The organism is Pseudomonas alloputida, assembly GCF_021283545.2.
In the GTDB taxonomy this organism is placed as follows: domain Bacteria; phylum Pseudomonadota; class Gammaproteobacteria; order Pseudomonadales; family Pseudomonadaceae; genus Aquipseudomonas; species Aquipseudomonas alloputida.
On record NZ_CP128540.1, the window covers coordinates 790,187 to 802,765 of the forward strand.

Here is a 12,579-nt window from a genome sequence, read left to right on the forward strand (position 1 = left end):
GTTCATGAGCCTGACTTCCGTATCGCGGGCGCTTGTTCAGCAACCCGCCTTGATCGATGTGTACAACCCCTTCGATGGCAGCCTGGTTGGCAGCGTCGACAACCTCGGCGCAGAAGCAGTGCCTGCCTTGCTCGCCCGTGCCCGTCAAGGTGTGCGTGAAAGTGCGGCGCTGCCCCGGCACCGCCGGGCCGCTATTCTGGAGCACGCCGCTCAGCTCATTGAACGGGATGCGGCAGACTTTGCCGGCCTGATCGTCGATGAAGCGGGCAAGACCCTGCGCCAGGCCGAGAAAGAGGTCAAACGCTGCATCAACACGCTCAAGCTGTCTGCCGAAGAGGCGCGGCGCAACGCCGGTGAGGTGGTGCCTTTCGATGCCTATGAAGGCTCCGAATCGCGTCAGGGCTGGTTCACCCGCGAGCCGTTGGGGTTGATCCTGGCCATTACCCCGTACAACGACCCGCTCAACCTGGTGGCGCACAAGCTGGGGCCAGCACTTGCAGGGGGCAATGCGGTCATTCTGAAACCCTCGGAACTGGCCCCGCTTTCTGCCCTGAAACTGGTGCAGTACCTGGTGGATGCAGGGCTGCCGGAGGCCGTCGTCACCGTAGCCACAGGGGGCGCCGAACTGGGCAAGGCGCTGGTGGCTGTGCGTGAGGTGCGCATGGTTTCCTTTACGGGCGGTTTCGCGACGGGCGAAAAGATTGCGCACGGGGCTGGTTTGAAAAAGCTTGCCATGGACCTTGGCGGCAACGCCCCGGTGCTGGTGCTCAAGGACTGCGACCTGGAAGCCACTGTCGAGTCGTGTGTGTCGGGCGCGTTCTGGGCGGCCGGGCAGAACTGCATCGGCACCCAGCGCATTCTCGTAGATGCCTCGATCTACGAGGCGTTTCGAGAGCGCTTCGTGGCATTGACCCAGGCGATGGTCTGGGGCGATCCGGGCCGGCGCGAAACCGATATGGGGCCGATGATCACCGAAGCAGCTGCACGGCAGATCGAAGCACGCGTGAACCAGGCGATTGAGGGCGGTGCCCGCCTGCTCTGCGGCCACCAGCGTCACGGGGCGGTCTATGCGCCGACAGTGCTCGAAAGCGTTGACCCCGTCAGCCGGCTGTGGCTCGAGGAGGTTTTTGCACCGGTGGTGATGCTGGCGCCCTTCGAGACTGTCGAGCAGGCGATAGCGCTGGCCAATGCCCCGGAGTACAGCTTGCATGCCGGTGTGTTCACCCGTGACCTGTCGCTGGCGTTGAGCCTGGCCCGGCGTATCGAGGCCGGCGGTGTAATGATCAACGACTCTTCCGACTACCGCTTCGATGCCATGCCATTTGGTGGTGCCAAGTATGGGAGTCTTGGGCGTGAGGGGGTGCGGTTTGCCTACGAGGACATGACCCAACCCAAAGTCGTCTGCTTCAACCAGATGGGTTGAGGGGGAGGTTACCTCGATGATCACTCGCTACGGATCAGGCGCGCGGATGTCACTGGCGGTCAGTTACAGGGGCCTGTTCGAAACGGCAGGCATCGTGGCCGAGGACCTGCAACAGGATGTGCAGGGGCAGTTGCGTCAGGCGCTGAGCGTGATCGACGGCCTGATGGTGCAAGCCAACGTCGGCAAGGCGCAGCTGACGCGGGTTCAGATGTGGCTTGCCGACTACCGCCACTTCGACCTGGTCAACGAAGTGTACGACGCCTGGTTGCAAGGCTGTGCAAAACCGGTGCGGGCCTGCGTGGGTGCCGACCTGGGGGCTGGCTACCTGGTAGAGGTGCAGGTGTTCGCTGTGTGCACTGGGTGCCCGGATTCACTGTGACCGCTAGGCTGAAAGCGCAGACCAGTTGCTTGATATGGGCAGGCCTCGGCCTGATCGCAAAATCATCCCTGCCATGACCAAACCGGGCAGCGTTGCTTATCGCAATTGCCCGGTGTCATTCATCCACGCTACCATTGTGAATAATTCCTATTAGCATAATGGCCTGCCCCATGAATGCCTCTCCCAGTGCTCCAGCCCCTGGTTTCGACCTGGAGGAACTCTACCGTTCCCATCATGGCTGGATTCGCCAGTGGCTCCAGCGCAAGCTCGGCAATGCCCATGATGCGGCGGAACTGGCCCAGGATGTATTCGTGCGGCTGTTGTCCAAGCCCCGTGTGTTCAATGACCACGAGCATGCCCGTGCGTACCTGGGACGTATGTCGCGCAATGCGTGTGTGGACTTCTGGCGACGGCGGCGGGTGGAGCAGGCTTATCTGGAAGTGCTGGCCGCCCAGCCCGAGCAACTTGCGCCTTCGCTGGAACATCAGGCCGTTATCCTCGAAACCCTCGAGCAACTGCAGGCAATGTTTGAGCGTATGCCCCAGCGCGTGGCCGAGGCATTTTCCATGGCGCAGTTGCAGGGCATGAAGCAACGCGAGATCGCCGAGCAGTTGGGCGTGAGCGAGCGCAGTGTGAACAGTTACCTGGCTCAGGCTATGTACCAATGCCTGCTGCTGGAAGCCGAACTGGATGGCTCGCTGGCATGAGCAGGGCGCCACTCGACCATGCCGTACTGCAAGCGGCTGCCGGTTGGTTCGCACGGCTGCACGCGGCGCACAATGACGCTGCGATCCAGGCGCAGTGGCATGCCTGGCTGAACGAGGATACGCGGCATCGCCTGGCCTGGTCGTACGTAGAGAACATCAATCAGCGCTTTGGCGGCCTCAGCGGCCAGGCAGAGCAGGCTCGGCAAGTGTTCGACAGCGTGCGCCGTGACCGGCATTCGCGCAGGGCCGTGCTCGGTAGCCTCTGTGTGGCGGGTGTGGCAGGTGTGTTGGGGTGGGGCGGATGGCAGCGCGGTTGGGTCGACTCGCCACGTGCCTGGTTCGCCACTTACCGCACCGGCCTGGGTGAGGTGCGGCCGGTCACCCTGGCCGATGGCAGCCAGCTGTGGCTGAACGGCGGGACGGCGCTGGATGTGCAGTTCGATGAGGGCTCAAGGCAATTGCGCCTGTATCGCGGAGAAATCCTGATCGAGTCCGGCAAGGACCCACGTCCACTTTCCGTGGTGACGAGGGCTGGGCGGGTGCAACCGCTCGGCACGCGCTTCAGTGTCCGGGACCAGGGGTTGCAGACCACCTTGAGCGTATTTGCCGGCGCAGTGCAGGCAACTTGCTCCGGCAGCGGCAGACAAACCACGTTGCAAGCCGGGCAAATGATGGTGTTCGACGCGCAGCAAGTCGGCGCCCCATCAACTGCACAACGCTTGCGCGAGGATTGGAGCCGCGGTGTGTTGGTGGCGGAGGACATGCCGCTGGTTCAGATGATCGACATTCTGCGCGATTACCGCCATGGCCACTTGGGCATCGACCCAGCGATTGGCAGCCTGCGTGCGGTCGGTACCTTCCCGTTGCTCGATACCGACCGTGCGTTGGCCATGCTCGAGCGTGCGTTGCCCATCCGGGTTGTGCGTACCTTGCCTTGGTGGGTCTCCATCGAGGCGGTCTGAAGTTTTTTCAAAATTCTTTTTCCGGTTTTGCGACGCTCATTCGCTTGGTGGGATGACGCTACTTCATCCTCTTTGCGAAAGGATTCTTCCATGCTGCTTCGCGACTCTGCCTCCGCGCACCGTCATCCGTTGGCCCTGGCCATTTTCCTAGCCCTTGGCGGCCACGTTGCCGTCGCCGAGGCCGACAGCAGTGCTGCAGCCCAACGCGTGGTATTCGACATTCCAGCCGGGCCATTGGCGCGCCAACTGAACCTGTTGGCCAGCCAGGCCGGGCTGTTGATCGGCGGTGATGCGGCGCTGACGGCCAACAAGCAGAGCCAGGCGGTGCACGCCTTGAGCGTAGACGTGGCGCTGGCGCAGATGCTGGCCGGCACCGGTGTGGCGGCCGTGCGCACGGGTGAGCGGGAGTTCCAGCTGGTGAGCCAGGCCGAAGATGCGGCAGGCGCGGTGACCTTGGGCGCCACCACCATCTCGGGCCAGGGCCTGGGTGCTGTGACGGAGGCTACAGGGGCTTATGCGACGGGCCGTTCGTCCACTGCCACCAAGCTGCCGATGAGCCTGCGTGAAACGCCCCAGTCGGTCACGGTGGTCACCCGTCAGCGCATGGACGACCAGAATATGAAGAACCTTGACGACGTAATGCGTAACGCCACCGGCGTCACCATCATCAAGAACGGCAGCGAGCGCTCGCTGTACCAGGCTCGCGGGCAGACGGTCGACAACCTGCAGATTGATGGCGTGCCGACCAACATTGGCAACCCGTACTCGATGGATACCATTTCCAAGCCCAACACCGACATCTACGACCGCGTGGAAGTGGTGCGGGGCGCCACCGGCCTGATGGAAGGCGCGGGTAATCCGTCGGCCTCCATCAACCTGGTCCGCAAGCGGCCCACGGCCGAGCGCCAGGCGTTGATCGAAACATCGGTCGGCTCCTGGGACGACTACAAGACCATGGTCGACCTGTCTGCGCCGCTGAACGAAGCAGGCACCCTGCGCGGCCGCTCGGTCATTACGTACAACAATGCCAACAGCTACCTGGACACTGCCCAGAAAGAGAACCAACTGTTCTATGGCATCATCGAGGCCGACCTGGCTGAGTCAACCCTGGCCACCTTCGGGTTTACCTACCAGAAGGAACGCAACTCCGGTTATGACTGGTCGGGCCTCCCCAGCAAGGAGAGCGGCGCGTTCTACCCGGTTTCGCGCTCTACCTCGCTGACCGGCGACTGGAACCACCTGGACAAGCGCAATACCACCGTGTTCGCCGACATCCAGCATACCTTTGCCAACGGCTGGAAGGGCGTGGTGGCCGTGAACCAGATGTGGGCCAAGTCGGACTTTCTCGGTAACTACACCTACCCGGGTGGCGGCCCCGACCTGTTCACCCTCAACCCGCGCCACTTTCACTTCGATGACACCCAGACCAGCATCGACGGCTATTTCACCGGCCCGTTCCAGCTGCTGGGCCGCCAGCATGAGCTGATCGTGGGTGGCAATTGGAACAAGGACGATTTCGACTATCACGGGGGGCGCGATGCCACCTACCGCTACATCGTCGACATGAACAACCTGGCAGCGTTCGATCCGCCCAAGCCGACAGCCCTCAACGTCAACCAGTGGCAATACAACCGCACTCAGGAGCAAAAGGGCGTGTACGTGGCCAGCCGGTTCAGCCTTACCGACAGCACCACGTTCATTCTGGGCAGCCGCCTGAGCTGGTACAGCCACGATTCGCTGGACGACACCAATGGCGTGCGTGAGCCCACAGACCATAAGCATTTTTCCAAGAGTGGCGAAGTCACACCTTATGCGGGCCTTGTGCAGGACCTGAACGAGAACTGGTCGGCATACGCCAGCTACACCGAAATCTTCAAGCCGCAGAGCGCGCAAGATGCGGAGGGCACCACGCTCCAGCCGATGACCGGCAGCAACTACGAAATCGGTTTGAAGGGTGAGTTTCTGGACAAGCGCTTGCAAACCGCCATCGCGCTGTTCCAGGCCGACCAGACCGGCCGGGCCGAGCGGGTGACCTGTGCGCAGACTTGGGCTTGCTATCGTGCCTCCGACAAGGTGCGCAACAAAGGTATCGAGCTGGAGCTGACCGGTGAGGTGCTGGCGAACTGGAATGTATCGGCGGGGTACACCTACACCCAGTCCAAGTACATCGGTGGCGAGCAGAAAGGTGAAGACTTCAACGGCGCCTCGCCGCGCCACCTGTTCAAGGTTGCGACCGACTACCGCCTGCCAGGCGCGCTCAACCAGCTGCGTGTGGGTGGCAGCTTCTATGCGCAGAGCAAGATGACCCAGACTGAGGTTGGCGAAGACTACAAGATCCAGCAGGACGCATACCACCTGACGAACCTGCATGCGATCTACGAGATCAACAAGCGTCTTGAAGTGCAGTACAACCTGGACAACGTGTTTGACAAAAAGTACTACCAGACCTTGGGTAACCCCAATTACTGGAACTTCTATGGCGAGCCGCGCAATTTCAACGTGGCGTTGCGGGCCAGGTTCTAGGGGCTGTATTAAGCCTTGAGACGAAGGTCAGGCTGTTTTCAACGCAGCATCACCGAACCTCAAGGCTTTTCATACAGAGCCTGACCGGCTGTCGCGATACCGGGCCCCTACAACTTATGCATGTGCTGATCGATCAGCGTACGAGGCGTGGAACTGCCCGTACATAGATCAGTTCACTCACCAGCTCTACCAGGGTTTGCGTGATCACGGCTGCTGCCGCCAACCCGCGCATCTCTTCTGGCAACGCCAGCGCCAGCGGCAGCACCACCAGCGAGTTGCGCGTGGCTGCGCTGAACGTCACCGAGCGTGCCTCGCTGGCCGGCAGGCGCAGCAGGCGCGCACAGATGAAGCCGAGCACCGGCGCCAGCAGCATGAAGCCGATGTATACCGGAATCACCGGCAGCAAACGGTCGAAATCACGCAGTACCACGTCAATCTGCGAAGCGATCACCACCATCAGCACCAAGGCCATGGCCGGCACCGGCAACCACGCCCAGGCGTCGTTCCAGGTCGCGACTGCGCGCGAGCGCCGGGCACCGGCGCTGGTGAGCACCGCGAGGGCCATCGGCAACACGATCAACAGCACGAAGGCTTCCAGGAACGGGGTGATGGAGATTGCCACCTGGCTGCTGCCACCCAGCATCAGGGCCAGGTACACCGGCAGCAGCACCAGTTGCGCCAGCAATAACAGGGGGGTTGCGGACAGGGTCAGGCGTGAGTCGCCTTTGCCAATGTGGGTGAACACCACCACGTAGTCGATGCAGGGCGTAAGCAGCACCAGCAAGGCCCCGACGAGGATCGCCGGGTGTTCCACCAGCCCGCGGGTGATGGCCCAGACAAGCAGCGGAACGAGAATGAAATTGGCCAGTAGCAGGGCCGTGATGAAGCGGCGGTTACCCAGGCCCTGGCGTAGGTTGAGGAAGGGTATTTGCAGGAACATCGCGTACATCAGCACGGCGATGGCGGGGGTGATCAGGGCTTCAAGCTGGCGCGCAGCGTCGCTGGCCAGCAGGCCGAAGGCGATAGCGGCCAGTACGGCGGCGAAGTAGATGGGGATCTGCCGGGTTTCGAGTTGCTCTCTGGTCAAGGTGCGGCCTGTGCAAAGTGGAGGTATTGGGGGCGCAGTCTTTGTACGAGGGGCGGTGCGCCTGTATTAAACGAAAGAGCCCGGCACTGGGCCGGGCTCTTTCACTTTAGGCAAGCGCCAATCAGTTGCCGTAAACCGGCAGCTTCTTGCAGATGGCCTTGACCTTCTCACGGACGGCGTCGATCACCGCTTCGTTGTTCAGGTCGGCCAGGATGTCGCAGATCCAGCCGGCCAGTTCCTTGCACTCGGCTTCCTTGAAACCACGGGTGGTCACGGCTGGGGTGCCGAAACGCAGGCCCGAGGTAACGAACGGCGAACGCGGGTCGTTCGGTACCGAGTTCTTGTTGACGGTGATGAAGGCTTTGCCCAGGGCGGCGTCAGCATCCTTACCGGAGATTTCCTGCTTGATCAGCGACAGCAGGAACAGGTGGTTCTGGGTGCCACCGGAAACCACGTCGAAACCGCGCTCGATGAACACGCTGGCCATGGCCTGGGCGTTCTTCACGACCTGCTGCTGGTAAGCCTTGAACTCTGGCTGCAGGGCTTCCTTGAAGCAGATGGCCTTGGCCGCGATGACGTGCTCCAGCGGGCCGCCCTGGGCGCCCGGGAAGACGGCGGAGTTCAGCTTCTTCTCGATGTCGGCGTTGGCACGGGCCAGGATCAGGCCGCCGCGCGGGCCGCGCAGGGTCTTGTGGGTGGTGGTGGTGACCACGTCGGCGAACGGAACAGGGTTCGGGTACACGCCAGCGGCAACCAGGCCGGCAACGTGGGCCATGTCGACGAACAGGTAGGCACCGACCTTGTCGGCGATGGCGCGGAAGCGGGCGAAGTCCAGAACCTGCGAGTAGGCCGAGAAGCCGGCAACGATCATCTTGGGCTTGTGCTCGACAGCCAGGCGCTCGACTTCGTCGTAGTCGATCAGGCCATTGCCGTCGATGCCGTACTGGATGGCGTTGTACAGCTTGCCCGAGGAGCTTACCGAAGCACCGTGGGTCAGGTGGCCACCGTGTGCCAGGCTCATGCCCAGGATGGTGTCACCGGCCGACAGCAGGGCCAGGTAGACGGCAGCGTTGGCCTGGGAGCCAGCGTGCGGCTGTACGTTGGCGTAGTCGGCGCCGAACAGCTCCTTGGCACGGTCGATGGCCAGTTGCTCGACGACGTCGACGTACTCGCAACCGCCGTAGTAGCGCTTGCCTGGGTAGCCTTCGGCGTACTTGTTGGTCAGGACCGAGCCCTGGGCTTCCATGACTGCCGGGCTGGTGTAGTTTTCCGAAGCGATCAGCTCGATATGCTCTTCCTGGCGCAGAGCTTCTTGCTGCATGGCTTCGAAGAGCTCGGCGTCGTACTTGGCAATGGTCAAATCACGGCTGAACATGGCGGTCCTCAAGGATCGGGGTAATTTGGGTGTGCATTCTAACCGATTGATTCGCGGCTGGCATATGAAGTGGCGTCAAGTCGCAGACCAATGGGCTTCATCTTGCATCCCGCGCCGTTTCTGGGCTGGGCGGGGGCGGGAGTTGACCTGGAAGTCCGCTTTTTTATGCAGGAATGCGGCGCGGTGGATGGCACCGGCTTTGCCGGTGTTCGCGGGTAAACCCGCGCCTACGGGGGCCTTGTGTGCGGGTCAATGGAACATGAACAAGGTCTCGTTGGAGAATTGCGCCTCGAACTGATGCGCTGGCATCGGCCGCCCGAACAGATAGCCCTGCACCTCGTCGCAACCATGCTCGCGCAGGAACTCCAGCTGTTCGTGGGTTTCCACGCCCTCGGCGATGACTGCCAGGTTGAGGCTGTGGGCCATGGCGATGATCGCCCGGGCAATCTGCGCGTCCTGCTCGCCTTCGGGCAGGCCGTCGACGAAGGTCCGGTCGATCTTCAGGACGTCGATGGGGAACTGCTTGAGGTAGTTGAGCGACGAGTAGCCGGTGCCGAAGTCGTCTACCGCAATGCTCAGGCCGAGGTTCTTCAGGCTGGCAAGAATCTGCAGCGCCTCGTTCACCTCGCGCATCAGGATGCTTTCAGTCAACTCCAGTTCCAGGCATGCCGGCGGCAGGCCGCTTTCTTCCAGGATGTTGGCAATCCGCGTGCCTAGCTGGCCGTCGGAGAACTGCCGCGCCGAAATATTCACCGACACTTTCGGCACCCGCACCTTGGCCTTGTGCCAGGCCTTGAGCTGGCGGCTGGCCTCGCGCAGCACCCAGTCGCCCACGTCCACCACCAGGGCCAGTTCCTCGATCACCGGGATGAAGTCGCCCGGCGGCACCAGGCCTCGGGTCGGGTGACGCCAGCGCAGCAGCGCTTCGGCGCCGGTCAGGCGCTTGCCGTCGCCGCTGAACTGCGGCTGGTAATAGAGGATGAATTCGTTCTGCTCCATGGCATGGCGCAGGTCGCTTTCCAGCTCCAGGCGCTCCAGGGCGCTGGCGTTCATTTCGGCCTGGTAGAACTGGAAGTTGTTCTTGCCGCGCTCCTTGGCGTGGTACATGGCGGTGTCGGCGTTCTTCATCAGCTGGCTCAGCTCACTGCCATCCTGCGGGCTGAGGGCGATGCCGATGCTGGCGGTAACGAAGAACTCGCGGTTTTCCAGCACGAACGGCCGCACCAGGCTGCCGAGGATGTTCTCGGCCACGTGGATGGCGCGGTTCAGGGCCATTTCACGGGTGGGGCGCGGTTGCAGCAACAGGGTGAACTCGTCGCCGCCCATGCGTGCCACCGTGTCGTCGTCATCCACGCAGGCCAGCAGGCGCAGGGCCATGTCCTTGAGCATGCGGTCGCCGGCCGCATGGCCGAGGGAGTCGTTGATCGGTTTGAAGCGGTCGAGGTCGAGGAACATCAGCACCACCCAGGCCTTCTGCCGCTCGGCCTGCTGCAGGGCGTTGTACAAACGGTCCTGGAACAGTGTGCGGTTGGGCAGGTGGGTAAGGGCGTCGTAGTAGGCCAGGCGGTGGATGCGCTGTTCGCTGGCCTTGCGTTCGCTGATGTCGGTGAAGAAGCACACGTAGCTGGCCAGGTCGCCTTCGTCGTCCAGTACCGCGGTGATGCCGACCCAGGCCGGGTAGTGGTCGCCGTCACGGCGCTTGAGCCACACCTCACCTTCCCAGCTGCCGCGCTGGTGCAGTTGCTTGACCACATAGCGCAGGTGGCCTTCCTGCTGTTCGTCGACAGTGAGCATGCCCGGCAGTTGGTCGAGCACTTCACTGACGGCGTAACCGCTGACGCGGCTGAACGCCTCGTTGGCCTGAACGATATAGCCGGCCGGGTCGGTGATGAGGATCGCCGACGTGGAATGTTCGAATACGGTCGCGGCCATGCGCAGGTCTTTTTCGGCACGACGTTGCTGGCTGATGTCGCGGCCCACCCCGAGTACGCCTTCGAAGCGCTGGTCATCGTCCCACACCAGCACCAGGCGCAGCTCGATCGGGATCTTGCGGCCATCGGCACGCAGGCAGTCGAACAGGAACAGTTGGGTGGGTAACTGGCTGCACAGTTGCGCCATCTGCGCCGGATCGCCCATGGCCTTGCTGACACGCTCCATCAGGCTGTAGATGCCAGTGAGCTGGGCCGGGTTGGCGACGATCGACTGCCAGCCGTTGGCGAAGATCCAGTCGGCCTGGTAGCCCAGCACGCTCTGTACCGAGGGGCTGACATAGTTGAGCTTGAGCTGGTTGTCGGTGGAAAAGATCACGTCGCTGATGCTTTCGGCGAGCATGCGGTAGCGTTGCTCGCTGTCACGTAGCGACTGGCTGGCCTCGATCTGAACGGTCACATCCTTGCCCACACCGATGATGCGCGTCACCAGGCCTTCGGCGTTGCGGGTCAGCACCTGCTCGCGGATGTCGTAGCAGCGCCAGCTTCCGTCGCGGTGGCGGAAGCGCAGCTGGCAGTGCAGCGGTTGGTCATGACAGTTGTCGCGCTGTTGGCGGCGCAGTGCCTGGTAGTGTGCGGCGTCCTCGGGGTGCAGCAGCAGCTCCCAGAAGCGGTCGCCCATCTGTGCCAGCTCGGTGCGGTCGTAGCCCAGGGTCTGGCCGAGGTGGCGGTTGCTGAAGATCATCCGCTGGCTCGGCACATCCTGCACATACAACTGGTCGGGTACGGTGCGTACCACGTCCGACCAGAAACTTTCGCGTTCCAGTAGCGACAGCTCCACCTGTTTGCGGCTGGTGATATCGCTGATGCTGAGGATCACCGCCTGATAATCACGGCGCTGCAGCGGCAGGCGCGCCATCAGCCACAGGTGCAGCTCGGTGCCCTGCGGTGTCGGCAGGCGCACTTCCAGCTCCAGCAACGGGCGTTGTTCGATCAGTGCGTCGATCAGTTGCATGCCGACGCTGTCTCGGCTGTCGCCAGTGCCATCGATCAGCCGCTGCCAGGCACCTTCGTGGCAGTCGATGTTCAGCAGCTGGCGCGCCACTTGGTTGACCTCGGTGATCTTCAGCTCCAGCAGCAGCGAGCGGCGCAGGTTCGGGTCCAGCGCCAGGCTGTGCTTGAGCGCGGCCCGGTTACGCAGGTGGTAGCGGTCGAGCTGGCCGGGCAGGCTGGACAGGTCGAGCACGCACAGGGCAACGCCGGTGCCTTCAAAAATTTCCTGATAACGCCGGCGGTCTTCCTGCAGAGCCCGTTGGCGGCGACGCATGTTGATCAGCGCCAGCACTGGCAGCAGGGCGCAGAACAGCACCAGCAGGCACTTGCCGAGCAGCGCCGGCAATAATTTTTGCTGGGCCAGTTTGGCGTCGAACAGACCGCGTAGCTGCCAGGTGCTGTTTTCGATAAAGGCCAGCATCACGCTTTGCAGCGGCTCGTCGCCGGTGTCGGCTGCGGCATGGCGCTGCAGCACCTCGCCGCTGCGGCTGTTTTCCAGCAGCCACTGCGGGTGGCCACTGCCCTCGAGGTGGAGGGTGAGCTCGCGGTAATAGTCCGGTGACAGGCGCAGCAGCCAGTAGCCGCTACCCTGTGCGGCATCCTGGCGCAGCAACAGGTACAGGAGGTGGTTGTCGGCCGAATTGGTGAAGAAGTACGGGCGTCCCTGGCTCAGCACGAGCAACTCGTCAAGTGACTGGCGGTCGGGGCTGCCGGCCAGGCTGTCGGCGCGTAGCTGCCCGACGTTGTCCAGCCAGGCCACGCTCTGCAGGGCGGGAAGGCGTTCGCGCAGGGTACCGAGCAGGCTGGGCAGGGCGGCAGGTGTCGGTGCATCAGGGTAGGGTTGCACCACGTTCACGGCCTGTTGCGCCTTGAGCGCCATGTTCAGGCTCAGGTGGTCGGCCAGTTCCGCGGAGGCGTCCAGGCTCTGTTTGCGCAATTCGGCCTGGGTATGATTGAACTGGGCGAACAGCTGCCACAGCAGCAGGCCCAGCAGGATCAGGGCCAGCAGCGCCAGCGCACCCTTGATCGACCCGCGCAGGAGAGTCGCGGGTGCTTGTGGGGCGGAACGCAATGACGACGGATGAGTAAGGTTGGTCAAGCGTTGATCCTGCGATTGGGCTGGCGATGGCAGGGAATGATCG

8 protein-coding genes are annotated in these 12,579 nt (G+C 62.9%); 5 read left to right on the plus strand and 3 right to left on the minus strand.

Annotated elements, in window-relative coordinates:
• Nucleotides 1–4 precede the first annotated feature (4 nt).
• From LU682_RS03600 to LU682_RS03620, 5 genes are all read left to right on the plus strand, one after another.
• Nucleotides 5–1,423: an aldehyde dehydrogenase family protein gene (locus tag LU682_RS03600; RefSeq protein WP_010951923.1), complete on the plus strand. Its 1,419-nt coding sequence runs from the start codon at nucleotides 5–7 to the stop codon at nucleotides 1,421–1,423.
• A 46-nt stretch (nucleotides 1,424–1,469) separates the two neighbouring features.
• Nucleotides 1,470–1,802 carry a RidA family protein gene (locus LU682_RS03605; protein ID WP_049586359.1) on the plus strand — a complete coding sequence of 111 codons (333 nt, stop codon included), beginning with the start codon at nucleotides 1,470–1,472 and terminating at the stop codon, nucleotides 1,800–1,802.
• 170 nt (nucleotides 1,803–1,972) lie between these two features.
• Entirely contained in the window at nucleotides 1,973–2,509 is a 537-nt protein-coding gene (locus LU682_RS03610) for a sigma-70 family RNA polymerase sigma factor (protein ID WP_010951925.1), read from the plus strand.
• On the plus strand, nucleotides 2,506–3,471 hold the full coding sequence (locus LU682_RS03615) for a FecR domain-containing protein (protein ID WP_010951926.1): 966 nt from the start codon (nucleotides 2,506–2,508) through the stop codon (nucleotides 3,469–3,471). Before LU682_RS03610 ends, LU682_RS03615 begins: the two co-directional genes overlap by 4 nt.
• 90 nt (nucleotides 3,472–3,561) lie before the next feature.
• On the plus strand, nucleotides 3,562–5,994 hold the full coding sequence (locus LU682_RS03620; RefSeq protein ID WP_010951927.1) for a TonB-dependent siderophore receptor: 2,433 nt from the start codon (nucleotides 3,562–3,564) through the stop codon (nucleotides 5,992–5,994).
• Between the two features lie 133 nt (nucleotides 5,995–6,127).
• Here LU682_RS03620 and LU682_RS03625 read toward each other — a convergent pair whose 3' ends face one another.
• The 3 genes from LU682_RS03625 to LU682_RS03635 form a co-directional block, all read right to left on the minus strand.
• Entirely contained in the window at nucleotides 6,128–7,081 is a 954-nt protein-coding gene (locus LU682_RS03625) for an arsenic resistance protein (protein ID WP_010951928.1), read from the minus strand.
• A 121-nt stretch (nucleotides 7,082–7,202) separates the two neighbouring features.
• A complete protein-coding gene (glyA, locus tag LU682_RS03630) occupies nucleotides 7,203–8,456 on the minus strand; it encodes a serine hydroxymethyltransferase (RefSeq protein ID WP_003247505.1) in 1,254 nt (417 codons plus the stop codon).
• 249 nt (nucleotides 8,457–8,705) lie between these two features.
• Nucleotides 8,706–12,536 (minus strand): sensor domain-containing protein, encoded by a 3,831-nt coding sequence (locus LU682_RS03635; RefSeq protein ID WP_232857463.1) that lies wholly within the window; start codon nucleotides 12,534–12,536, stop codon nucleotides 8,706–8,708.
• Nucleotides 12,537–12,579: the final 43 nt, after the last annotated feature.